Here is a 24,697-nt window from a genome sequence, read left to right on the forward strand (position 1 = left end):
AGACTATAACAATTTGTCAAAACTTGCTACTATATATATTAGTATAAAAATATAAATTAAGTTGGTGATTTTTTGAATAAAGATTATAAAGGTACAGTCTTCTTTGATCTTGACGGTACACTAATGAACGAACATTCCAAAATCGATCCTGATGTAGCTTCTGCTGTTCACAAATTGCGTGACAATGGATATTTACCTGCAATCAGTACTGGTCGTGCGCCAAGTGAATTAGTTGACGTCACCGGTCCCACAGGAATCGATACCTACGTATCATTCAATGGTGCTTACGTCGAATCAGCCGGGCAAACTATTTACAAAAAAAATATTTCTCCTGAGACTGTTGCCAAGGTCATTGAAGAAGCTAAACAATACAATGATATTATCACAATGCATTCTCTCGACAAAACCTACACAACTGAGAATACACAATTCGTGAATGACTTCTATCAATCGGTCAAAATACCTGTTCCTGGTGTTGATCCCAAATTCTATGAAAAAGAAGAATTACCAATGATCTTGGTCGTTACACCAGACGGTCCGGAAAGATACTCAAAAGTCTTCGGCAACGAACTGACCTTTTACAAGACTGGTCCTTACGCAATCGATACAATTGCCAAAGGTGTCTCCAAGATGAACGGAATCAAGCACTTGTTAAGTGGACTAGAACTTGATAAGAAGCCCGTATATGCATTCGGAGATGGCCCAAACGACTTACCAATGATCAAAGAGATCAAGCACAGTGTTGCCATGGGTAATGGCATCGACAGTGTCAAAAAAGCTGCTGAATTTGTAACTACCGCTAACACTGATAATGGTATCGTTAATGGTTTGAAACACTATAATTTAATTTAATAATTCACGAAAAGCTGGGAAAATTCCCAGCTTTTTTTATTTGATAACAACTACTTTTCCCATCATGTGACCAGCTTCGACCAATTTTGTCGCTTTAGTTAAAGTTTCAACATTTAATCCATGCAAAACTTTGGTTGTTGTTGACTTGATCGTGCTGTCATCTAATCCATTCGCTAATTGAGCTAGATATTCGCCTTGTGTAGACATGGAATCCAAATTATAAAATGCTTTTGTAAACATCCATTCCCAAGCAAAATCTACTGACTTTTGTTTCAAATCACCGATTTGAGAATTACGAAGATTAGTGATCGTCGCAAAAATACCAAAAGGTTTGATCAGTTCCACGATCTCATTCCAATGTGGATCGTTGTCACTTAGGCCTAGAATATAATCGACATTTTCAATTCCTAACGCTCTCACTTGTTGAATCAAGTCTTGATGGTGGTTAACTACTAAGTCAGCACCAAGATCCTTGACCCATTTGACTTTTTCATCCGTTGAAGCAGTAGCAATAACCTTCAAGCCAGCTAAATGTGCCAACTGAATGGCAATTGAGCCGACACCGCCAGCACCATTGATCACTAGAACAGTTTGATTACTATTATCGGCTTTAGGATCAATATGAAGCTTCTCATACAACAATTCACTAGCTGTTAACGTAACTAGTGGCATAGACACACTATTCTCAATCGAAGTCTTAGCTGGGGCTAGTGCAATTATCCTTTGATCGATCAATTCATACTCTTGATAGCTTCCTGCTCGAGTATGGTCACCGGCGAAGAATACTTTGTCACCAAGCTTGAACTTGTCGGCTTTATCACCCATGGCAACCACTTCACCATAACCATCGAATCCTAAGATCAATGGTTCATTATCGTTACCCTCAAAACTTTTTCTAGTAGCAATATCTACTGGGTTGATCGACAGTCCTTCAACCTTTACCAAAATGTCAGTTCCAGTAGGAGTTGGCATTTCTTTTTCAAATTCTTTTAAGCTGCTTAATTGATTATTTGTCATGCCGTATGCTTTCATATGATCACCTCGTGACTATTATTTTACAACAAAAAAGAGCGTAGACCTAATCTACCCCCTTAGTTAAAATAAGTCCCCAAGACTTATTTATTATTAACTGTTTTCAATGTTTATTTTATAAAACTAAACGATCTCAACAGTTGCACTAGTAATTCCATATGATGGAATCATGCTATTTGGCATTGCGACGTCGATCTGATAAGGATTGTCATATGCGAATGTACCTGTATCGTTAACTGTTCGATACCAAACATCACCTTGTGCAGTTGTAATTTTCAAGCGTGATCCACGTGGGATAACGCCTAGATTTGTAGCGACACCACTGTAACCCATGTTTGATCCTAATACAGCTGGATCATAAAAACTAATCTTAAAAGTACCAATCGTTCTTGATACTGATTGTTGAGCAGCTTGCGTTGTTGCTACGGTAGTAGCAGTTTGTGCTTGCTGTTGAGCCTGAGTTTGTACTGATGCTTGTTCTTGCTCAGCCTTTATTGCTTCATTCTCTAATGTTACTGCATCTACTTCAGCTTTAGCTGGTTCAGCAGCAGTAACATCTCCCATTTCATAGTCTCTTTCGCTATTTTCAATTCCAGGAATAAATTCTTTACTTCCTGGTAAGGAAACTTTTTTGTTAAAACTATCTTTCTTATCTTTTGCTGAAGCTGATAAGTTAGATACATTTACAAAGTCTCCCGCATCACTTAATTTTTGATTATTGTTTTGAGCGTCGGCTTGAACAGTAGCTGTATACCCCATAAATCCGACTAGCACTAATCCCATAAAAAATAATGCATATAATTTAAATTGCTTTATCAACTAATCCCCCCGGTTTTCTTAATCACAAGAGAGAACTATACAAGATAATTGTTTCAATTGTATTACGCTAAGAATAAAAAAATTGCTTCGAATCATTTTTTCGTAACATCCCTGTAACATGTTTCATATTATCAATTATAATTTAGCTTTTTTTGATATTTTCTAAATAATTGCCGATATTGTGATTTTTTTACAATATGTCAGATTGCCTAAATGGAAAAATTATTGTCTTATGCGAGAACAAATATTTGTTGAAAAAATCGCAATATGATAATTTGGATATATAAGGAATGGGAGGAAGTAGAATATGTCAAAAAAAATTGCTGTAATCGTAGGTAGCTTACGTAAGGGTTCTTATTCACGTCAAGTTGCTAATAACTTAGTAGGAATGTTTCCAAGTGACTATGAACCAGAATTCGTAGAAATTGGCAACTTACCTCTATACAATGAGGATCTCGATACACCAGGCAATGTCCCTGCTGCTTGGACAGAGTTCAGAAATACTATGAAAGATGTCAGCGGTGTATTGTTTGTAACACCTGAATACAATCGTTCAGTACCTGGTGGTTTGAAGAATGCCATCGATGTTGGTTCACGTCCATATGGCGAAAGCATTTGGGACAAGAAACCAGCCGCAGTTGTTTCAGTTTCACCTGGTGCAATCAGTGGTTTCGGTGCAAACCATCACTTACGTCAATCACTAGTATTCTTAAATATGCCAACTCTACAACAACCAGAGGCATATCTAGGTAACGTTACAAATATGCTTGATGAAAATGGCAAAGTTTCAGAGAAGTCAGTTGGCTTCTTACAAAGCATTGTTGATGCTTACGTAGAATTACTAAATAGATACTAATATTAAATAAAGAATGGGACCGCGATTCGAATTCGCAGTCCCATTTTTTATTTGCTTTCAAAATACTTATGTAAACTCATATTTTCGTTATATATTTTTTCCTTCAAACCGTACTTTTTAGCGAATCGATCAGATTTCATAACAACTTTCAAAATATTCATGGCTGATTTTTGTAAATCGCCAATGTATAAATCATTGTTATCTTTCCATTTACCCTTTAACAATATGGTTTCAGAATCAATCACTTGAGCAGAACCGTCATATAACATTGACTTTAAATTTTCATTCAACTGTCCAGAAATGTGGATCTTAATGTAATTTTCACCATCTTCACTCGGTTCAAAATCATTCCATAATTCTTCACTGGTTTCTTCAAACTTAGCAATATCGAATGATTTCTTGATTGCAATACTGCCGTCGTCATTAAATTCTGGCTTAAGGTCATCCACTGCCGCAAATAGCTTATCCTGTGAACCACCAGGCATGATCAGATCATTACCCGCATGCATACTGTGTCTAGGATCAGCCAAGCTAAACCAATCAGTCATGACTAATCCTTGGAAGTTCCATTCATCACGCAAAATATTTGTCAATGAATCATAATTCTCACCAGAAAATGTACCATTTATTAAATTGTATGAAGACATGACTGCCATTGGTTGAGCAGTCTTGATAACAATTTCAAAATTCTTCAAGTAGATTTCACGCAATGCTTGTTCACCGACAATGCTATTACCAGTATTACGATCTGTTTCTTGATTATTACCTAAGAAATGCTTAACAACTACACCAATACCAGTGTGACTCTGAACACCACTAGTTTCCGCTGCTGCAATCGTTCCTGAAAGCACTGGATCCTCAGAGAAATATTCAAAATTACGTCCCCCCAGCGGATTACGATGAATATTCATCCCTGGTGCTAACCACATGGTAATGCCAAATTCTTTCATTTCAGTACCAATAGCGTATCCAACTTCTTGGACCAGATCTTGATTCCAAGTTTGTGCTAATAAAGTTCCAATAGGCCAAGCAGTTGCGTATTGATGCTTAGTTTCGCCATCTTGGGTATAAGTCTGATCCAATCTCAAACCAGCTGGACCATCAGCATTAATGGTTGCTGGAATACCTAAACGGTCATTACTAATCGTTTGACCAGCCGCACCCGGAACCAAATCAGCGGCATTACCAACCATACTGCCTTCAGTATTAGGTTGCAAAGAACCCTCTACTAAGTCAATCAATTCAGAACTACTCATATTAGCCACGAAGTCACTCAGTGACAATTTATTATTGTAAACATCTAACAAACTAGGAGCATTCACCGACTTTGCCTTATGAACTGCTTCTTGATAGCCCCTACCAGATAATTTCTTATCAAGATCCGTTGTATAAGTATCAACGGTATTTTTATCAGAATAATGAATGGAGTCAGCTGATTCAAAGTTTTCAGCTTTCAAAATAAAAAATGGTACTCCAGCAACTTGTTCCAAACTAACTTGGTTTTTGTTCAATTCTGTTGGATCATTCTCTACTACTAGCTTGTGTTGTAATTGTTCAATTACTACTAATTTGTCAAGCTTCAATTCCCCAACAACTTGCGTATTACGAGAACTGTTACCTACCCTCAACAAATAAATTCCTGGAGTCATTACCCAACTGGCAGTCTGTTGATCATAGACTGCTAAATTTTTAGTATCGAAACTTAAGTCAATTGTTTGTGTTTCATCAGTCTTCAATTTTTTAGTTTTGGCATATGCTTGTAAATTCTGGAACGGCGTTGGAATATCTGACTGTGGATTCGATACGTATAGTTGCACAACTTCCTTACCACCAAATGTCTCACCAATATTCTGTACGTCAACTTTTACATGGACCCGTTGTTCATTGGCTGATACTTTGGGATTATCAATCATGAATCTCGTATAACTTAACCCATAGCCAAATTCATATCTCGGTTGAACATCAAAACTATCGAAATAGCGATATCCCACATAAATTCCATCGTTATAACGGGGATTAGGTTCACCAAAGTATTTAGAAGATGGGTAATTTTCATAGCTCTTAGCCCACGTATCTGTTAACTTACCCGAAGGCGTGACGGTTCCATCTAAGATTTCAGCAATCGCATCTCCTGAATCCATCCCCGCTTGGGAAACTAAAAGAATACTATCCAGTAGTGGACACTTATCAATAAAACTTGTATCGATCACTCCACCAACATTCAATAACAAGATGCTCTTTTGATAATATTCACTCATACGGCGAATATTCGATAACTCATTGTCAGTTAATTGATAGTCACCTTTTTCATTCTTACGATCATGACCTTCTCCTGAACTTCTGGAAATAACATACACTCCAGTTGGTGCATCCTCGAACTCACCAACTTCCAAATCATCCATCGAAAAGGCGGGAGCTAACAATGCAGCAAGTGAGCCGTCAAACTTGTCATAGTATTCCTTTTTCTTAGTATCATAATATCTTTGAAATCTAGTCAGCCATGACTTAGTTGTAATTTCAAAGTCGTGATTCTCAAGACCACTTATAATAGAAGAAACATAACGCTGATTTACATCTCCAGAGCCTGTACCTCCTTTAACAGTAGCGAATGCACCACTTCCATAAAGTGCAATTTTTTTATTGTATAACGGTAAAACTTTATTATTATTTTGCAGCAAGACCATACCATCTTGAGCTGCTTTTTTGGATAATTCTAAATTTTTAATTTCTCGCTGTGACATATTTTGTTCCATCACTGATCACTCCTTCGGTGAAACATCTCAAGTACAATTTTACACTTCTATTTAGTCTTATTCTTAAAAATTCTTCTCAAAACGAATCTATTTAGTAAATAAATCAAAACTATTATAATTATGGCAATAATTATTTCACTAAAAATAAAACTTATCCCAAATGAGTTTTGTAAAAATTGTAGTAACGGATTATTCACAAAAATAATCAACAAAATAGCGACAATTATATCAATAGTTGCTTTATTCATAATTCCTCCTATATAACATTCATTATAATGCAGTGAAACAATGTATAATATAGTATGAAAGAATATGAGGTGACTGTATGTTAAAAGGGAAACACATTACACTTTACGTAACTGGCGGAATTGCCGTCTATAAATCTTTGAATATTGTTCGTGAATTGATCAAAAATCAAGCTGAGGTTCAAGTAGTGATGACTAAAGCCGCACAAGAATTCGTTACACCATTGACCTTTGCGACTTTGAGTCAAAGACCAGTTTTGACCGATAATTTTGTTGCACAATCGGCGCAAGACGACTTCATTCCTCACATCAAACTTGCCCGCTGGACGGATCTAGCAGTGGTGATTCCAGCAACAGCCAATATCATCGCTAAGATGGCTAATGGGATTTCTGACGACTTAGCCTCGACTACTCTACTTGCAACTGACGCACCTAAGCTAGTCTTTCCAGCTATGAATACGACTATGTGGAACAATCCGGCAGTTCAAACTAACATCAGAACCCTCGCTTTGATGGACATTAGATTAGTCGAACCTGATTCTGGCTTCCTTGCTGAAGGTGAATCAGGCAAAGGACGTTTGCCTGACTTACCTACTATTATGGTAGAGATCTTCAAAGCCTTTACTAGACCAGTGCTCGCTGGTACCAATGTCGTTGTAACGGCAGGCGGAACTAAAGAAGCCATCGACCCCGTTAGATTCATCGGTAATAATTCATCCGGAAAAATGGGGATTGCTATGGCTAATGTTGCTGCTGACATGGGGGCACACGTTACTTTAATCACTACTGTTCACGACCAACTCAGTTCACCTAACTTGAATGAAGTTAAAGTGTCTACTGCGCTGGAAATGCAAAAAGAACTTGAGAATCATTTTGACAATACCAATGTCTTAGTTATGGCAGCTGCTGTTTCCGATTTTCGTCCTGTTCATAAAGCTGATCAAAAGATCAAAAAAGATGATGATCAAGACTTATACACAATTCAGCTTAAGAAAAATCCTGATATTTTGAAGGAAATCACTAAAAAAAGAGATAAGCAATTCGTTGTAGGCTTCGCCGCTGAAACTGAAAATCTCATCCCTTATGCTAAGAAAAAATTATACGATAAAAATGTTGATATGATCTTAGCTAACGATGTTTCCAAAGCTAATACCGGCTTCAATGTCGATACTAACCAGATCACCTTGATCCAACGTGATCAAGAACCAATAACTTGGCCGCTAATGTCTAAGAATGATATTGCTGCTAAGTTTTGGGAATATTATCAAAATAATATTAAATAAGTTTAGATCGGTTGGTTGTTAATGGATGCCGCTGGTGATGGTCAACAATTCCTTCTGCCGTGGACCGGCTTAAGTCTTCGTCTTAAGCCTCGCTTGGAAGCCTGTAGTCTTCCAAGTCGTCCTGTGTTCTAAGCGATAAATCGCTAAGAACACTTTTACGGCGGATTCCATTGTTGACCATCGCCAGCTGAGGTTGTATTACTTCTATATTAGTACTCCCCTAGATCCATACTATTTTGATAGTATGTTAATTGACAATCATTATACTTTACCAAGGCAAAAAAATGCGCATCACGAAATTTTATCGTGATGCGCTATTTTTATGTACTAATCAAATGAGCTGGAGGTCAGCAGTAATGGAATCAATAGCGATTGTGGTGTTAATGCGGGTTCTTTCCGCATTTACAGCACGGACGTCTTTCTTGATTTGCGGTTTATGCAAAGCAAGAAAGCGAAGTTCGAGACCGCTCTTTGGCTCGAACTGGTCCCGCTACAGATGGAATTACTGCTGACCGGAAGCAACACCCCACCAATATTACAATCATTGAGGCTTCTCACTATCACTATAATAAATCGGATCAGGCGCATTAAAATCAAAATTACTCAGCCAATTTAGAATTTGCTTGCCCAAATCACTTGCCATACTTCCAGAAACCATAATTTGTTTCTTAGAAATATGATTTACATGTACACCAGCGGTAATCGTACAACTGCCCGGCAATTGCGATTGAATCATTTGCCCAATTCGACGCGCTAACACATCGTCCTTGTGTAGACGTCCATCGTGACTTGGAAAACGCACCGTCTGCATTTCAGTGTTAGCAGTTAGAGTCGTAACGGTTCCAATATGAGGATTATCTCCACCAGTGATCTCAATCACGATATCCTTGCCAATTACTGATACATTTGCTTTCATAGTGTAATTCTCTTTGGTTGTTACAAATTGAGCCATTAGATTCCCTCCCAACGTCCATCTGAATCATTGTCAATTCTCAAAGCATCCAGTATCTTCATTGTTTGATGATCGACCAGATCTTGAATTGTCTGGGGATGATTATAAAAAGCTGGAATTGGTGGGATCATCTGAACTCCCATTCTTGATAACTTAGTCATGTTTTCCAAGTGAATTGTATTCAAAGGGGTTTCGCGTGGAACCATGATTAGTTTTCGTTGTTCCTTCAAAGTAACATCAGCTGCACGTGAGATCAAATTATCACCAATACCAACGGAGATGCTGGCAACGGTCTTCATACTGGCTGGTACGATCACCATACCATCAGTCAAAAATGAACCACTGGCAATAGTGGCACCAAGATCACCATCGTTATAATAAAAATCAAGCATGTTACGAACTTGTTCAAGTGAATAGTCTGTTTCAAGCTGTAAATTTTTCTTAGCCCAAGCGCTAAAGACACCGTGAGTCTCAACATTAGGGATCTTTTGTAATTTCTTGATCAAGTCTATCGCATAAATAGTACCCGAAGCACCAGTTACTCCAATGACAATTTTTTTCTTACGTTCAACCATTAACGTTACTTCCTTTTACTTAAGATATTTTTCCCAGTCGTCAATTTTTTTGAAGCTAGCACGTTTAAATTGATCCTTCATATCAAATGGTACGGTGCCGTCAAAAATTGTCTTTGAACTCATACCACGAAAACGAATTGACTTAGGATCATATTCCGGTCTCTCTGATGGATCTAGCGGATGATTTCTCATTCCAGGCAAGACCATAATATCCTTATCACCTTGGAACCTTGTGTTTAAAGTCCAGATAACATCATTCATATCGAAGATATCCACATCTTCATCAACCAAAATAACTGTCTTCAATTCCTTAAAGGCTGACAAAGCTAAAATTGCGGCTTGTTTTTGAATACCTTCATCCGCTTCAGTTTCCTTGTGGATCTGCATAATGGTCATGAACTTACCACCACCTGCAGGTGGATTGTAGACATTGACGACCTTACCAGGAATTGCACGATCAACTAGTTCTAGAATACTTGCTTCTGTGGGAATACCAGCCATTGAAACGTGCTCTTCACTAGGTCCGATTGTGGTCTGCATAATTGGATTATCTTTTCGATGAGTAATTGCTTTAACTTTGACTACATTAACAGCAGGATTAGCATCCCCATCATATCCAGGGAATTCTGGCATAGCCTTACCAGTATTAGTATTAATATCTTCTTGCATTGTCTGGTTAGGCATGATTTCTGCTTCTACAACGTATTCTGCCCGAGCAATAGCATTTTCATTAACCGCCACACCATCAACGATTTGAACTGGTTGTTGACGCAGTGCACCAGCAACCCATAATTCGTTGTAGCCTAGTGGGGTTGTAGGTGGCTCAAATGTAGCTCCAATAGTGATGGCCGGATCGAGTCCAATATTAATTGTAATGGGCATTGGTTTATTCAGTTTTTCAAATTGCTTTTGGAAATGTCCAATATGACGTCCGCCGGGCATGATGTACATTCCGATGGTATCTTTGTCCTCTAGCACCATTCGATGAATCGTAACATCACTCATTGTCTTGTCAGGGTCCGATCCGAAAACCACTCCCATTGTGATGTAAGGACCAGCATCGTATTCAGTGTTAGTTGGTGCTGGCAAAATTTTTCTGATATCAAAATCTTTATCAGTTGCTAAATGAACCACTTCTTGTGCTGGAGCTTGATCTTTTGAAACCTTAACAGGTTTAACTGGATTTTCAACTGAGTCTTTTAATAGTCTGCCCAAGGTTTTGTAATCATGATGTAGAATCATACCATCACGTTTGCGACTCGCCATAGCACCGATAAGTACTCGCGTACCAGGGAAACCTTTGACATTGTTAAACATCATGGCTGGACCTTCCTTAGTAGGTCTTTCAACTGTACCACCCGCACCAATATAACGGTAAACACCTGATAATTCAGCGTTAGGATCGACCTCTACATCTGTTTCATGGTATTGTCCTGGTTGTTCTTTTAATTCCTCAATAACTCTTCTCAAATCATATGGTTGTTCAGTCATTAAATTACCTCCTTTGAAATTACAAGACAATTATAGGCTGAAATTTGTATGCGAACAATTCAAATTACTAAAAATACCATTCCAAAATGGAATGGTATTAGTTATGCTTCTTAACAAAATTCCAAAACATGTCATTAGCTTCAGAATGCTTGCCCTTCTTACGAAAAAAACTCAGCTTGTTCTCAATATTACTAGTCAATGGAACCAAGACCGTATTTTTATTGCTGAACCCCTTGGCCGTCTTCGCCATCATCAACGATATACCCATATTATTAGCCACCATCTGCACAACTAAATCAACACGGGAACCTTCATAAGTTATCTTCGGTTTAAATCCAGCTTTGTGACACAGATCTAACACTGGTTGATACAAGTTCGTCGTTCGCCCAAGAATCAAAAAATTATCATCTTTTAATTGACCCACATCGATTTTCTTAGCCTTAGCCAATTTATGATGCTTAGGCAACACTGCCACAAAATTATCGCTCTCCATAGATATGTGCTCAAGTTCATCATCATTGAACGAAAAAGTTCTGGCAAAAATTATTTCACACTTATCAGACTTTAGAGCTGTGAATAAATTATTACTCTCTTCTTCTTTCAACTGCATATGAACTTCTGGGTGACGTTTTAGAAATTTAGTAATATACCCAAAGCTGGAATAATTAGGCATGGTGGGAATTGTATACATTTCAACGGTTAGATTCTTAGCATCTTCGTAATCAGCCAGTGTGTGTTGCATCTCAAGATTATCTTGAATTATCTTCTTTGCATATGGAAGAATTAATTTGCCTTCATCACTTAATACGATTGTTCGATGCTCACGTTTAAACAGTGAAACGGACAGTTCTTTTTCCAGTGACAATATTTGTTTGGAGATATTACCTTGAGTGGTGTAAAGATTCTCAGCTGTTTCGGTATAATTAAGAGTTTTTGATAGATCTACAAATATTTCTAAGCGATGAATATTCAAAGTAGTATCCCTCTCATTCCATTTTAAAATAATTATAACCCATTGCCTAATTTTGTGAGTGGATATGTATGGTGGTTGTTCGATGCCGCTGGTGATGGTCAACAATTCCATCTGCCGTGGACCGGCTTAAGTCTTCGTCTTAAGCCTCGCTTTGAAGCCTGTAGTCTTCAAAGTCGTCCAGTGTTCTAAGCGATAAATCGCTAAGAACACTTTTACGGCGGATTCCATTGTTGACCATCGCCAGCTAGGTTTGTATTACTTCATCAGTACTCCTCCTAGACCCATACTATTTTGATAGTACGTTAATTGACAATCATTATATTTTACCAAGGCAAAAAAATGCGCATCACGATAAAATTTCGCGATGCGCTATTTTTATTCTTATGTACTAATCAAATTAGCTGGAGGTCAGCAGTAATGGAATCAGTAGCGATTGTGGTGTTAATGCGGGTGATTTTCCCGCATTTACAGCACGGACGTCTTTCTTGATTTGCGGTTTATGCAAAGCAAGAAAGCGAAGTTCAAGACCGCTCTTTGGCTTGAACTGGTCCCGCTACAGATGGAATTACTGCTGACCGGAAGCGGAAATATCAATCAGTGGCCGGTTTCTTTTCATCTTTTGAGCCACTAGCTGATTTTTTCTTTTTATTTTTCTTAGGCTTTCTAACTCTATGGATTCTCTTCTCATGCCACATCATCAAACTGATCAATGACGATAAGGTCAACGGAAGAATAATTACTAAGATTATCAATCCAAAGATAACACCTAATGCTACCTGAATCAAAGTTGTGACACCTGATGGCATTAAGGCAGCGAATGTACCACTTAGAATAATTGCGGCGGAAATAACAACCGCACCAATTGCTGTGGCAGCATTCAGCATTCTATCCTTTAGATCAGGCATCTGTTCGTCCTTGAATCTGACCATCAAGAAGATACTGTAATCAACTCCAAGTGCCATTAGCATGATGAAGGTAAAGAATGGAGTATTCCAACTCAGCATCGGATCACCTAGAACAAGTTTGGAAACAATTCTAGTAATTCCCAATGAAACCTCATATGCCAACAACAATGTACCGATAATAGTCATTGGTTGCAAAATTGATTCAGTAACAACTATCAAGGCAATACCGATACCAATTGTCATGATCAAAGCAGTTCGACCGAAGTCTCCGTTAGCTAATGTTCTCAAATCATTATTTTGAGAAGTTTCGCCACCAACAGCAACTTTGGCATTCTTCAAAGCTCCATGCTTTAATCTAGCTTTCATATCAGTTTGAATAGTCTTCAATTGCTTGGAAGTTGTTTCACTATTAGGATCACCCTTGAAGACGATCGTTATTTCGGCAATCTTACGATTACTGTCCATATATGCATTTAGAGCTGGTTTGAATTCACTACTCTTAATTGTTTGCTTAGGAAGATAGAACGTATCACCAACGTATGACTTGCGTAATCCATCTAAGTAAGTCTTCATAGTCTTATTACCAGAAGCTAATGAATCCAATCCATCGCTAGCTGAGGACAAACCTGATTCTAGTTGTGTAACTTCAGAACTCATTTGCTTAAGTTGTGTATTCATCTGTTGCACACCACTGTTAACAGTTGCTGCACCACTGGCAACGGTTTGACCGCCACTATTAAGTGTTGAACTAGTTGCATTCAGCGTACTTGTTCCACTTGCCAAGGTCGACATACCAGACGTTAAAGTTGGAATTTGACCTTGTAATTGGCTCATACCTGAAGAAATAGCAGATGATCCACTACTTAGTTGACTGATCGAGCTTTGCAATTGAGATATTTCAGCCGCTGCGGTTGAAGTATCCTGTCCACTGCTTTGCATCAAGGCTAATAATTGACTTGCCTGTGAAGAGATGGAACTTACTTGTGTTTGTAATTGAGATAATCCCGATGACAATTGTTGTGAACTACTTGTCAGTGTGGAAACTCCGCTAGTTAAAGCTGGCATTTGTCCACTGGCACTTTGTAAACCACTATTAACACTCGAAACACCATTAGTATATTGGCTAATACCACTAGATAATTGCTGTGCACCTGATTGTAATTCACTAGTACCATTAGCTAATTCTTGAACCTGTGCTGTACTACCACTAATATTTGCACTCTGAAGTTGTGAACTGGCAGAGCTCAAACCCTTTTTGATTTTCTCGAGACCTTTAGTTGAGGTGGTCAATCCATCAGTAATACTTGTTAATTGATTCTTCAAATACATACTCTTGATCTTACTACCACCTGGTTGAGTGGCAGAAGCAACAGTCTTAACACCTGGTTCTTGTTTTAGATATTGTGTTAGATCATCGACCGCAGCTAGTTTAGCTTGAGTATTTATCTTGGAACTATCTTGAATATAAACTGTGGCTGGAGCAGACATTCCTTTACTGAAATGATCCTGAATAACTTCATAACCTTTTTTGGCTTGATAAGTATTAGGAACTTCATCAGCATTGTTAAAGTTCAATGTCGAATTGGTATTAACTAAGAATGGAACTGCAACGATACCAATAATTGCTAAAATCACAACTGGATATGCCAAACCAGCTCTTGATAATCCATACCACATTCTGCTCTTACCACGACCAGCAGTGACTTTGCTTGGCCAGAACATTTTTGCTCCTAGCGTCTCCATAAAGAACATATTCAAGGTTAAAAGAACTGCCAAAAGTACTAGTACACCAATAGCAACTCCGACCGCGCTTTGATAGAAGGAGAACTTAGCTAACAATAAAACTGAGAAACCAATCAATACTGAAAGACCACTATATAAAATAGTTCTACCACCGTGTCTCTGAGCATCATGAGCAGCTTCAACTGCCGACATTCCCCGAGCAAGCGCTCCTTTGAAGTAATTATATAGTAAGATATTGTAATCAGTTCCGATACCAAATAGAACAACAACTAAGAATACTTGTGTAAAGTTAGAGATTGGAAAATCAAACTTATTGGCAAGATTCATAATGATACTTAACGATGTGACAAAAGCAACACCAACATTAAGTAACGATACTAGAGGAACGATCGGTGAACGGAAGACCAAAATCAAAACAATGAAAATAAATATTACAGCAATAACTTCTGTCTTCTGAATTCCTCTTTCAGTAACTGTTGAGAATTCATCATTCAAAGCATCTGATCCGGTAACATATGTCTTGATCCCCGACATCTTTAATTGTCGTTTAAGTTCATTAACTTGTGGTCCAACTGATCCATTATTTTTAACCGTTATTTGGGCCAATTGTGTGGACTTATCCTTGGCAATCAACTGTTTCTTTGTTTCAGCATTGTCACTCGGACCCATAATTTTTTCGATCTTCAGTGAATTCTTATTTTCCAAATTATTAAGTTTACGAGTAATCTTTCTATTTTGGGAAGCCGTAAACTTATTATCACCATTGTTATTAAAGACTGCAGTATAAGTACGAACCGCCTTGTTGCCATTAGCCTTCTTTTCCATCTTCGAAGCTTTCTGGCTTTCAGTATAACTTGGTAAAGTTATATTTCCCTTATCCCTAACTAATTGCGATACATTAGGCATTGCAATTAATGCAATTACCACAACAATTATCCATCCAATTAGAGCAGGCACATATTTTTTTGTGATCTGCTTCATATTGACATCTCCTCAACTCGTCACGTTTTGTATAATAATTGACAACTGTCAAAATACAACGATAATAATAAAATTAAAGGCAAAATTAGACAAGAGACAATTTATATATATATGTTTTAATTTAGACAGATAAATGGTAAATGTCTAAAAATGTAATGAAAATCATCTATTTTGAATGAAAAAGCCAAGTATACTTGAAAATATAGTTGATTTTCATTGCATTGCTGCACCGTAGTTTTGCACTTGCAAAAATCTATACTTATGTTAATGTCGAATAGATGGGATTATATTTGGGGGCAATGAAATGAAGATCGACGTAACTCAACACCTGACATTAGGTGCTAAGCGAACTCTAAAAGCATTTCGCTTAGCAATGTTCGAATCATTAAGTGAAAAAGAATTCGATAAAATAACCGTTAATGATATTTGTAAAAAAAGCGAATATCCACGCGCTACCTTCTACAATTATTTCGATGATAAATTTGATCTACTACAGTATTTATGGTCATACATCGGTAAGGATATTTTGGATAAGATTCCTAGAGATGGGGACGGAGAAACTGGCATCGTGAAGATATTCAATCTACTATTAGAATTCTTCAATGATCACCAAGAATTACTGGCAAATATTACCAAAAACAATGGTGCCGATTCACACCTTTGGCACAGTATGTCTGGATATTTACGCCACGAAGCTGATATTTTGGTATTCGAATACTGTAAAGAAAACGACCAGGTCAAAGTACCGGTTAAGCTTCTTGCACGTTTTTACAGTGATTTAATTATTGCTGTGTTAGAGTGGTGCTTATTTGAACAACCAGAGATCAACTCGGAGACTGCTGACGAGTATTTGATCAGTTTATTGAATGGTGGATTTAACGTTTAATTTGTGGTTCTATTCCGCTGATGATGCTCAACAATTCCATCTGCCGAAGGACCGGCTTAAGTCTTCGTCTTAAGCCTCGCTCGGAAGCCTGTAGTCTTCCGAGTCGTCCAGTGTACTAAGCGATAAATCGCTAAGTACACTATCACGGCTGATTCCATTGTTGGGAATCATCAGCTAAATATGTGCTACTTCGAATTTAGTGACTGCTTGGCAGTAATATAAAAATTAAATTTCATATTTTAATAAACGAAAACAGCATATCATGACAAGTGGATAGATAATATATCCAAATCGTCATAATATGCTGTTTTTTGTAATAAATATATTTAGCTGGAGGTCAGCAGTAATGGAATCAGTGGCAAAAGTGGTGTTAATGTGGTGGTTTTCCCACATTTACAGCACTGGACGCTTTTCTTGATTTGCGATTTATGCAAAGCAAGAAAGCGAAGTCCTAGACCGCTTTTTGGCTAGGGCTGGTCCCAATTATTGCTAACCGGAAGCGGCATAGGAACTGCAAATTCTAAAATTTAATCAGGTTGCTCCATCAGTAACCACAATACTAAATAAACAATGATCCCTGGAAATGCAGGTGTTAATGATAAAACAACATACAACACTCTACCAACAGCTGGATTCCAGCCATATTTTTCACAGAAACCTGCGATGACTCCTCCGATAACTTGATTAGTTCTTGAACGTTTGATTGGAATATGCATTATTCTTCACCCTCTGTATTATTATTCTGGATTCTCCATTAGTAACCACAATACTAAGTAAGCAATGATACCCGAGATAGGCGTGAAGCTTATGATGACCCATAGGATTCTCGCAATCGCTGGATTCCAGTTGAAATGTTCTGATAGACCACCAACTACCCCAGCCAAAATTTTATTATTACTTGATCGTTTAATTGGAATATGCATAAATGACTCCCCCTTATCTTTACTAATATAATAAAATATTAATGTTTTTTAGTACATTCAAATTACTTACATCCAACTTACAATTTTGTCACTTTACTTAGTATCCACTGAAACTTGGCCAGTATTGCTGTTTATGATCAATTGAGTTGCATGGTTATCATTGTATGAGTTACTTTTTTTAGTACCATTTAATTTGAATGCTCCAGTTTTGACCTTAACTTTTAATCCGGGAATATTCACCTTATCTAATTCAGTTTTTCCATTTTTCTTATTAATTGTTCCGCCATTCTTTAATTTCAAATTATTAATAATGGTAGATCCATTCACATGATCGATTTTCATATTATCAACATTGAGCTTGTGCAGGTTCAATGTACCATTTAGTTGATTGATCTTAATTGAATTCAAGTTTTGCTTCACTCTAATAATAATAACTGGCGACTTACCGATTTCTAATTGATGCTTGTTACTATTTTCTTGTGAGATCTTCAAACTACTTTGGTCATTATCCACAGTTACTTCATGAGAAGTTACGTTTTCTAACGTAACAGAATTAGTATCAGCTTCTTCAATGACGATCTTCGCTGTTCTAACGTTCAAATCAATATTGTTCAGTTCATCCAATTTAATGTTTTTACTTGTTAATTTACTAATCGACATTTGATTGACATTAAATCTCTGATTTGAATTATTGATCCAAAAGATTCCTCCGCCGATCACGCAGGCTAGAATCAAAATAACGACTAAACTCATTAATAATGTATTTTTCATTTTTATTTCTCCTTTTATGAATGAATATTTCAACAATTCATTCATTATTTGACTTAAAAAAATAACTCAATTAACTGAGTTACTTCAAACAGATGGCTAATATACCAGCAATCAAATCATTCAATAATTGAAAATAATCATCTGTTACAATTTCTTTTTGATGAATATCAACTACCGATAAAGCATTGAACATACTGATAATTCGACCTTTTTTGATTCCATCTTTAATTCGATTTTCCTGGTCCCACTTATCGATCAACTTGTTCAAAGTAGCATAGACGACACTGTTCTCAGCCGCATGAGCATTGGCTTTTACAATAATCGAATTGATCTTGGAATTAGAAAACCACTCTTGCAAAATCTGATTATCATTCGTATATGCAAAGATTTGTTTTAAAATTTCACTAATCAAAGCATTAGGTTCCTGATTCATATCGATACTATTAATAATTTGTTGTTTAACAGTTTCATTCTCAAAATTATAAACTTTAACAAAAATATCTTCCTTCGAATCAAAGTAACGATAAAAAGTCCCGACTGCCACGCCAGCTCTCTTTGCAATGCTAGAAATATTAGTTTCCTTAAATCCTTGCTCCAAGAATAAGTCATGCGCTGAATCAAATAATCTTTGTTCCTTATCTTCCATTTTGCACCACCATTTTTATCAATGAATGAATATTATAATAATTCATTCATTTTGTCAAATTAAAATTGCCACTCACTTAATCGCAAAAAAATAACGTATCACGACACAATTGTCGAAATACGTTAATAAATTAATTATTTATTTTTAGATCATCCTATCTAATAGGACATGCTCCACTCTCACAATCAGATTGATCAACAAGTTCAATATCTTTCTTATCGTGATTATCATTCATATCAGCAAATACCTTGGCAACATTGCCACTGATCATCGATTCACGTTCTGTATAAATCTTCTTGTTGATAGGTTCCTTAGGAGCTTGCTTCAACTCACCACCACTATATGGCAACAATGAAGTTGACTTAGTTGTATGTCTGTATTGGTACATCAATGGTGCAATTTCTTTAGCCTCGTCTGGTTGGAATGTTACGGTACAACTTACCGCATTATCTGACCAATATGTTTGTAAGAATGCTTGTGTAGCAAATTGTTCAGCAATTGAAACATTACCAGCTGATGCAAAGTTAGGATTATCTGCATTAACAGCCTTAACTGGGAATTCAACACACATCGTATGCTTTGTATAAATATCAGGTTCAATCTTGTAACCACAGGCCTTCAAGGCTGGAAGCAATGGATCACTATCTTGGAATCTGATTCTTTGAATCAAGTAACCTGCATAGTGGAAGTGCATCCCTTCAGAAACACCTGCCAACTTAGCAACTGTACCTGATGGCTTAACAGTCGTATGTTTGATAGAAGTATTGCAGTTCAATTCATCAGAATAACTTTCATCCGCTTTGACAACTGAATGATACAAATCATCAAATCTCTTAACGATTCTTTGATCATAGATAGGTTTCTTGATGGCAACGCCATCTTGATCCTTGGTATCTTCAAATCCAGTAACAACACGGTTACCAAAAGTGTTTAAGATCCAGTCTTGAATACCTGACATTGAAACACCGATACGACGGTTCTTTTGGATAGCTTTACGTGAAACTTCCCAATCGTAGTTGCTGAATGTAACACGCTTAGTATATCTGGCAGCTAGATTAAAGGCTTCTTCCAACTTCCAGCCTTGTTTTTCGGCAATAACTGGGAAGACCTCGAACAAGTTACATGGTTCACCGTTGCTCAAAGAAATTTCTCCACAAGGATTAGTTCCTTCAACAGCATCATCGATACCAGGTTGATAACCATCGGCAATACGTCCATAGTTACGTGACAATTCCAAGTTAACGATACCTGGCTCACCGTTATGAACGATCGAATCAGCAATTGGTTGATACTTAGTGAATTTAGAATCAACAGAAACACTATTATTAGAAGCCCAACGGTGGTGATACAACTTCTCTTGATCTTGTTTCATAGTAATGAAGTCATTGTCTGTTGCTCCACCAAGAGCTAATTCAGCTGAACGACGAACATTACCAGCAACGACTGTTTTACCGATCAAGTTACCCATATCTGTACAATCAACTGATGTTAGTTGCTTGCCAACAGCGTTGTTCAAAACTTCGTTAATATCAAAAAACATTTCGATCAATGGGACAGGACCTGAGGCAGTACCACCGAATCCCTTGATCTTAGCACCTTTAGGACGAATATCAGTAATATCCAAAACAACATCATTAACGCCTTCAGCATTAGTTGAAGCAAAATGGGCATCAACCATGTTGGCATTACCAATTACCCAACCTTCACGAGTATCAGGAAGCTTGTAAAAACGAACGTCATCAGTGCTGTGGTCTTTTAAGTAATCTTCACGGTCAATTGCACCTGCCGCAATAGAATCTTTGTAAGAAGCGCTAGATTTGCTGATTAGGACCGTTAAATTGATCTTCTTATCAACAACAGGCATCTTCTTCATATTATCAGGAACAACTGAAAAACCAACGCCGCCACCCTTCATCAATTGATCGAACATAAATGAAAATGGCATTGATACAGCAACTTGGTCTTCTGTTAAATAACTAGGAAGAATATGACTGTCACCGTATTTTTGTGGTCTAATGGCAATAAACCAACAATTGTTCAAGGCATCACCGTTACGATCTTGATACTCAGTACCAGAGATCCAGAGATTTCTACCTGATGGAGTAGCTGCTAATCCATAGACTAACTTATATAATTCTTTAGCTTCATTGACTAGTCCTTGATATTGTTCTTCAGTCAATGAATCATCTTTCAAACGAGGGTCAAGATTGATGTTACCTTCGACTACACGTTTAACTGTTTCAGACCAGTTTTCGGTACGTCCTAGTTCTGGAATCCAACGTGCATATGTCCGCTTGTAAGTAACCCAGCCTAGTTCTCCCCAATGTGGTTTAATAGTTTCTTTTACTTCATCTATAAATTCATCGTCTAATTTGATTTTTCTTAATAAGTTCATCATATTGCTTCACTCCATTTATTAATAAATAACACTATATATGGTATCTCAAGTCGAATTATATAACAAGATGTGGTGTTTGTTAAATAAATAAGTGAACCTGATTTTGGCAACGGGAAGCACCGTCAATTACGGTGTTTATAAATTTGCTTACATAAAAAATTTTTTTTGGAATTAAATTTTGATATAACTTAATTCAATTGAGTCATTTTAAATCCGCAACTACCATTCTAATATGCTTATCGCATGATAAGCAATGATAATTTTAATTAGACCTTTTTGACAAATTTCAAGTACTTGACACGAAATTTTTCCAACAAAAAAAGATGAAATCATCTTGACTTCATCTTCCATTATCTGTTATTAGTACTTAACAATTTTAAACTGGTGCAGCATCGCTTACACAAACATATTCATCAGTAGCAACTCTGAAATAACTTATTCCACCAAGGTTGACTACTCTGTCGGTGCGCCAATATGTGCCTGGTGCTAAGGCACGTCCAGTTATTTTTGCACCATCTCTAGTATAAATTGCAGCTGGTTCGGTAGAACTTAAGACACGAACTGTGCCGTCATATGGCGTGTAGGAATAATTTTCGGATTTACCGGCAATATACTCGTCAGTGCCAACTCCAAAGTAATATTTACCACTTATAGGAATGGCTTTTCCTAAACGCCATGAGGTACCAACTGCCAAATATCTTCCTGTTAATTCACCTTGTCGATTATAAATTGGCTCTGGTGACCCGTAAACCGTCATACACTTAACATTTTCTTCAGGATTGATCTCGGCAGCACTAGCTGTGACAGTCCCCAATGAGCTTATTCCCATCAACAATGCTGGAGATAAACCCATCAAACCTATACTTATTGTTTTTAGAAGATTTTTTTTCATTTTTTTATTAGCCTCGGAATCTATTATTTGATTCACGGCTAAAATAGCACCGTGCCAATCTAGGTACAAATATTCAGGGACATATCACATAGACAAAAAGTATAAAAAATAAAATACTACAAAACGTTCGTTTACGAAATAATTACGAAATAACAAGGACACTATGCTACTATATAACAGTAATTCTTTAATAGATTTACAAATGGGGAAAATAAAACAGCTTTATTTTTAAGGCAATTTTAGGGGGAAAATCATCACTAAATTTCAAAATTTTATAAGCAAGTCTATTTTGTCATGTGTAGTAATATTCACTAGTATTGTTTTTTTACTAATGTTGCTAGTTTTTAAACAAAACTACCTTGCTCAAAATTCTGTAAGAAATATCATTATTCTAGTCATAGCTCTTATACTCGTTATAATTGCGGGATACGTCTTAATGACGATCAGAACTGACAATAAGAAGATAAACAATACGGTACTTATTTCGTTATTAATGATCTTCACCATTGTTGCTTTAATGTGGGTCTTGAATGTTCCAAATATCCAATGGAGTGACTTTGGTAACTTTTGGAGTCGTGCACCAGGATATTTTAAAGGTGACAAATTGTATTACTCCGAAGAGGATTATTTTGCTAAGTATGCCTACCAAACAGGATTCATGTTGTACATACTTGGTATCGTCAAGATTTTTGGATATCATGTTTTCGTCATGCAATTTTTAAACATAATTTATCAAGTGCTGACACTTTTTATCACTTACTTAATAGTAAACAAACTATTTAATAACATTAAAATAGCTCGCCTTTCAGTCCTATTATTAATGATCGATCTTGATTGGTTTGCATTAAATAGTCAAGCTGATAATCAATATCTTGGCTCACTATTATATTTGATAACATTTTATCTGCTATTCAAGAACAAGCTTTGGAGCTACATTCTTGCAGGAATAACACTCACTGCCGGATGTCTAATTAGACCGATTGGTCCAGTCATTATTGCGGGAATAATTGTGTTCGCCTTGATCTATGTTTTAATGAAGAAACGTGACTTCAAGGCCTCATCACTATTCTTGTTAACTTTAGTAATTTATTTTGTATTATTCAGTCTTACAGGGGTCGGTCTTAAGGCTTCAGGTATCAACGAACATGGCCTGAGTAATAACGATACAGAATGGAAGTTCTTAACGGGACTACATTATGAATCTAGTGGAACATACTCTAATGATCTAAACGACTTGATCGACTCAAACAAGACTCGTGAACAAAACAGAACTGTTGAGAAAGCAAAAATACGTAGTGAGATAAAATTCTTAAACAAAAATCACGCCTGGCTATCACTGTTCCTTAGTAAAACCAAAATACTTTGGTCTGGTAGAACTATGGCTACTGATTTTACTAACTATTCAAATAATCACTCGCAAAAGACGGTTAATATTGTAAATTATCTGGCATACATTGGTTCAATTATCCTGATCATCTTTTCATGGATCGGATCGATATTATTATTCAAGACCAAATTTGACGATAACTTTTATTTATTATTACTACCACTAATGGCATTTGCGGTTGCTAATTTAATAATTGAGGTACAAGGTCGTTATCGTATTGAATTCTTACCAATCATAGCGATTATGGCCGGATTAGGAGTTTATAAAACTATTAATTGGATCAGCGATATCCGAACTAAAAAATAAAAGAGTACTTATGATGATTTCACATCATGAGTACTCTTTTTTGCTATCAATTAAATCACATAGGTAGAAGCAACCCACTCATTTGTGGCAACTCTGCGATATGTAACACCATTGTATTGTTTGACCTTATCAGTTTGCCAATCGGTATTATTCATCAAGGCACGATTGGTTACTCTGGCAAATGTACCATCATTTCTCATTGCCATAATTGGAACATAAGAACCATTAGGATTATTTACACGTAAGACATTAGCTGAGCTTGCGTTATTACCAGAATTAGTGCTTCCTCCAGTAATATAAACATCACCATATAGTTTTAAGTTGTGGTAAAAAGTTGAGACTAAATCATTGAACTGATCCATATTGTAGCCCATTGAAGCAAAGAAGCCCGTTGGATCAGTATGAGTTGTTTCACCATACATTTTACTTACTTGATAATGTGAAACAACTGTTTGTCCAGGAACATCTGGCAAACCGTATTGTATCAATTTTGCGGCTACATAATAGGCATCATTAGTAACTGATCTAGCAAATGCATCCCGAGTATGTGTTTCACACAATTCAACTTGAATATATTTATTATTGGCAGTTGGACCAGCACCCCAAACACCGTAATCAGCACTGTGAATATTAATGATCTCATTATTATCTACAAATGCATGAACATAGCTTTGAATTGTAGGCCACTCACGATTAAAGAAAGCCACTTCGTTTTCTGCCGTTGCACTATAGTCAGCTGTTTCATGAACAACTACACCTTCAGGCTTGCCGACACCATTTTCATATCCAAACCATTGATTAAAAGTACCTTCACGATATTGAATGGAAACTGGTCTAATCTTATTGTTAATAATATATTCATTGACTGTTTCTGCCTTGACTTCTGTGGAATTAGAAATAACCAACATTCCAAAGAGAATTGAGACTAAACTCAATAAACAGATTACTCCCCTATTTAATTTTGTACGCATGTATCATCATTCCCCCTAGTTTCTCTCGTATCAACTATAAACCCATTAAATGATACA

General features: G+C 36.8%; 21 protein-coding genes. 5 read left to right on the top strand and 16 right to left on the bottom strand.

The genetic code is table 11. The annotated features are described in order from the left end of the window. Window positions 1-72 precede the first annotated feature (72 nt). On the top strand, window positions 73-852 hold the full coding sequence (locus U8519_RS09220) for an HAD family hydrolase (RefSeq protein ID WP_334330035.1): 780 nt from the start codon (window positions 73-75) through the stop codon (window positions 850-852). A gap of 36 nt (window positions 853-888) precedes the next feature. Here the strand turns inward: U8519_RS09220 and U8519_RS09225 are convergent, their stop codons facing one another. Then, window positions 889-1,884: a zinc-binding alcohol dehydrogenase family protein gene (locus tag U8519_RS09225; protein ID WP_334330036.1), complete on the bottom strand. Its 996-nt coding sequence runs from the start codon at window positions 1,882-1,884 to the stop codon at window positions 889-891. Window positions 1,885-2,007: 123 nt separating this feature from the next. Beyond that, entirely contained in the window at window positions 2,008-2,703 is a 696-nt protein-coding gene (locus U8519_RS09230) for a hydrolase (protein WP_334330037.1), read from the bottom strand. Between the two features lie 307 nt (window positions 2,704-3,010). Between U8519_RS09230 and U8519_RS09235 the strand changes: the two genes are divergently transcribed. After that, a complete protein-coding gene (locus tag U8519_RS09235) occupies window positions 3,011-3,559 on the top strand; it encodes an NADPH-dependent FMN reductase (protein WP_334330038.1) in 549 nt (182 codons plus the stop codon). A 47-nt stretch (window positions 3,560-3,606) separates the two neighbouring features. Here the strand turns inward: U8519_RS09235 and U8519_RS09240 are convergent, their stop codons facing one another. Together U8519_RS09240 and U8519_RS09245 are read right to left on the bottom strand one after the other, a co-directional pair. After that, window positions 3,607-6,312, bottom strand: a complete 2,706-nt coding sequence (locus tag U8519_RS09240; RefSeq protein WP_334330128.1) for a glycoside hydrolase family 3 protein — start codon at window positions 6,310-6,312, stop codon at window positions 3,607-3,609. A gap of 47 nt (window positions 6,313-6,359) precedes the next feature. Beyond that, window positions 6,360-6,560 carry a hypothetical protein gene (locus U8519_RS09245; protein WP_334330039.1) on the bottom strand — a complete coding sequence of 67 codons (201 nt, stop codon included), beginning with the start codon at window positions 6,558-6,560 and terminating at the stop codon, window positions 6,360-6,362. Between the two features lie 77 nt (window positions 6,561-6,637). Between U8519_RS09245 and coaBC the strand changes: the two genes are divergently transcribed. Further along, entirely contained in the window at window positions 6,638-7,840 is a 1,203-nt protein-coding gene (gene coaBC / locus U8519_RS09250; protein ID WP_334330040.1) for a bifunctional phosphopantothenoylcysteine decarboxylase/phosphopantothenate--cysteine ligase CoaBC, read from the top strand. A 541-nt stretch (window positions 7,841-8,381) separates the two neighbouring features. Here the strand turns inward: coaBC and U8519_RS09255 are convergent. The 5 genes from U8519_RS09255 to U8519_RS09275 form a co-directional block, all read right to left on the bottom strand. Next, window positions 8,382-8,792, bottom strand: a complete 411-nt coding sequence (locus tag U8519_RS09255) for a prenylated flavin chaperone LpdD (RefSeq protein WP_334330041.1) — start codon at window positions 8,790-8,792, stop codon at window positions 8,382-8,384. Beyond that, entirely contained in the window at window positions 8,792-9,367 is a 576-nt protein-coding gene (locus U8519_RS09260; protein WP_334330042.1) for a UbiX family flavin prenyltransferase, read from the bottom strand. Before U8519_RS09260 ends, U8519_RS09255 begins: the two co-directional genes overlap by 1 nt. A gap of 15 nt (window positions 9,368-9,382) precedes the next feature. Further along, window positions 9,383-10,858, bottom strand: a complete 1,476-nt coding sequence (locus U8519_RS09265; RefSeq protein WP_334330043.1) for a UbiD family decarboxylase — start codon at window positions 10,856-10,858, stop codon at window positions 9,383-9,385. Between the two features lie 97 nt (window positions 10,859-10,955). Continuing rightward, the gene (locus tag U8519_RS09270) at window positions 10,956-11,831 is read right to left on the bottom strand and encodes a LysR family transcriptional regulator (RefSeq protein ID WP_334330044.1); all 876 of its coding nucleotides are present in this window, start codon (window positions 11,829-11,831) and stop codon (window positions 10,956-10,958) included. Window positions 11,832-12,421: 590 nt separating this feature from the next. Then, on the bottom strand, window positions 12,422-15,460 hold the full coding sequence (locus U8519_RS09275) for an MMPL family transporter (protein ID WP_334330045.1): 3,039 nt from the start codon (window positions 15,458-15,460) through the stop codon (window positions 12,422-12,424). A 304-nt stretch (window positions 15,461-15,764) separates the two neighbouring features. Here U8519_RS09275 and U8519_RS09280 point away from each other — a divergent pair, with 304 nt between their 5' ends. Continuing rightward, window positions 15,765-16,346 (top strand): TetR/AcrR family transcriptional regulator, encoded by a 582-nt coding sequence (locus U8519_RS09280; RefSeq protein WP_334330046.1) that lies wholly within the window; start codon window positions 15,765-15,767, stop codon window positions 16,344-16,346. Window positions 16,347-16,873: 527 nt separating this feature from the next. On the opposite strand, the gene U8519_RS09285 is transcribed toward U8519_RS09280, so the two are convergent. The 6 genes from U8519_RS09285 to U8519_RS09310 form a co-directional block, all read right to left on the bottom strand. After that, window positions 16,874-17,062 (bottom strand): PspC domain-containing protein, encoded by a 189-nt coding sequence (locus tag U8519_RS09285; RefSeq protein ID WP_334330047.1) that lies wholly within the window; start codon window positions 17,060-17,062, stop codon window positions 16,874-16,876. Window positions 17,063-17,083: 21 nt separating this feature from the next. Next, window positions 17,084-17,269, bottom strand: coding sequence for a PspC domain-containing protein (locus tag U8519_RS09290; protein WP_334330048.1), 186 nt, complete (start codon window positions 17,267-17,269; stop codon window positions 17,084-17,086). Window positions 17,270-17,362: 93 nt separating this feature from the next. After that, entirely contained in the window at window positions 17,363-18,040 is a 678-nt protein-coding gene (locus U8519_RS09295; RefSeq protein ID WP_334330049.1) for a hypothetical protein, read from the bottom strand. Between the two features lie 79 nt (window positions 18,041-18,119). Then, window positions 18,120-18,686 carry a TetR/AcrR family transcriptional regulator gene (locus U8519_RS09300; protein ID WP_334330050.1) on the bottom strand — a complete coding sequence of 189 codons (567 nt, stop codon included), beginning with the start codon at window positions 18,684-18,686 and terminating at the stop codon, window positions 18,120-18,122. Between the two features lie 154 nt (window positions 18,687-18,840). Continuing rightward, complete coding sequence (nrdJ, locus tag U8519_RS09305; protein ID WP_334330129.1) at window positions 18,841-21,081, bottom strand: ribonucleoside-triphosphate reductase, adenosylcobalamin-dependent; 2,241 nt, start codon at window positions 21,079-21,081, stop codon at window positions 18,841-18,843. Window positions 21,082-21,460: 379 nt separating this feature from the next. Further along, a complete protein-coding gene (locus tag U8519_RS09310; RefSeq protein ID WP_334330051.1) occupies window positions 21,461-21,976 on the bottom strand; it encodes an SLAP domain-containing protein in 516 nt (171 codons plus the stop codon). Between the two features lie 436 nt (window positions 21,977-22,412). On the opposite strand from U8519_RS09310, the gene U8519_RS09315 reads away from it, so the two are divergent. Next, entirely contained in the window at window positions 22,413-23,669 is a 1,257-nt protein-coding gene (locus tag U8519_RS09315; RefSeq protein WP_334330052.1) for an ArnT family glycosyltransferase, read from the top strand. A 50-nt stretch (window positions 23,670-23,719) separates the two neighbouring features. On the opposite strand, the gene U8519_RS09320 is transcribed toward U8519_RS09315, so the two are convergent. Beyond that, window positions 23,720-24,640, bottom strand: a complete 921-nt coding sequence (locus U8519_RS09320; protein WP_334330053.1) for a peptidoglycan recognition protein family protein — start codon at window positions 24,638-24,640, stop codon at window positions 23,720-23,722. Window positions 24,641-24,697 lie beyond the last annotated feature (57 nt).

Origin of the sequence: Companilactobacillus sp. HBUAS59699, assembly GCF_036913575.1 — a bacterium.
In the GTDB taxonomy this organism is placed as follows: domain Bacteria; phylum Bacillota; class Bacilli; order Lactobacillales; family Lactobacillaceae; genus Companilactobacillus.

Excerpts from the sequence above, each read along its gene's own strand:
- U8519_RS09280 (WP_334330046.1), top strand. The coding sequence starts at position 15,765 with ATGAAGATCGACGTAACTCAACACCTGACATTAGGTGCTAAGCGAACT.
- U8519_RS09290 (WP_334330048.1), bottom strand. The coding sequence starts at position 17,269 with ATGCATATTCCAATTAAACGATCAAGTAATAATAAAATTTTGGCTGGG.
- nrdJ (WP_334330129.1), bottom strand. The coding sequence starts at position 21,081 with ATGAACTTATTAAGAAAAATCAAATTAGACGATGAATTTATAGATGAA.
- U8519_RS09240 (WP_334330128.1), bottom strand. The coding sequence starts at position 6,312 with ATGGAACAAAATATGTCACAGCGAGAAATTAAAAATTTAGAATTATCC.
- U8519_RS09260 (WP_334330042.1), bottom strand. The coding sequence starts at position 9,367 with ATGGTTGAACGTAAGAAAAAAATTGTCATTGGAGTAACTGGTGCTTCG.
- coaBC (WP_334330040.1), top strand. The coding sequence starts at position 6,638 with ATGTTAAAAGGGAAACACATTACACTTTACGTAACTGGCGGAATTGCC.
- U8519_RS09255 (WP_334330041.1), bottom strand. The coding sequence starts at position 8,792 with ATGGCTCAATTTGTAACAACCAAAGAGAATTACACTATGAAAGCAAAT.
- U8519_RS09285 (WP_334330047.1), bottom strand. The coding sequence starts at position 17,062 with ATGCATATTCCAATCAAACGTTCAAGAACTAATCAAGTTATCGGAGGA.
- U8519_RS09295 (WP_334330049.1), bottom strand. The coding sequence starts at position 18,040 with ATGAAAAATACATTATTAATGAGTTTAGTCGTTATTTTGATTCTAGCC.
- U8519_RS09235 (WP_334330038.1), top strand. The coding sequence starts at position 3,011 with ATGTCAAAAAAAATTGCTGTAATCGTAGGTAGCTTACGTAAGGGTTCT.
- U8519_RS09300 (WP_334330050.1), bottom strand. The coding sequence starts at position 18,686 with ATGGAAGATAAGGAACAAAGATTATTTGATTCAGCGCATGACTTATTC.
- U8519_RS09320 (WP_334330053.1), bottom strand. The coding sequence starts at position 24,640 with ATGCGTACAAAATTAAATAGGGGAGTAATCTGTTTATTGAGTTTAGTC.
- U8519_RS09310 (WP_334330051.1), bottom strand. The coding sequence starts at position 21,976 with ATGAAAAAAAATCTTCTAAAAACAATAAGTATAGGTTTGATGGGTTTA.
- U8519_RS09225 (WP_334330036.1), bottom strand. The coding sequence starts at position 1,884 with ATGAAAGCATACGGCATGACAAATAATCAATTAAGCAGCTTAAAAGAA.
- U8519_RS09265 (WP_334330043.1), bottom strand. The coding sequence starts at position 10,858 with ATGACTGAACAACCATATGATTTGAGAAGAGTTATTGAGGAATTAAAA.
- U8519_RS09315 (WP_334330052.1), top strand. The coding sequence starts at position 22,413 with ATGACGATCAGAACTGACAATAAGAAGATAAACAATACGGTACTTATT.
- U8519_RS09275 (WP_334330045.1), bottom strand. The coding sequence starts at position 15,460 with ATGAAGCAGATCACAAAAAAATATGTGCCTGCTCTAATTGGATGGATA.
- U8519_RS09245 (WP_334330039.1), bottom strand. The coding sequence starts at position 6,560 with ATGAATAAAGCAACTATTGATATAATTGTCGCTATTTTGTTGATTATT.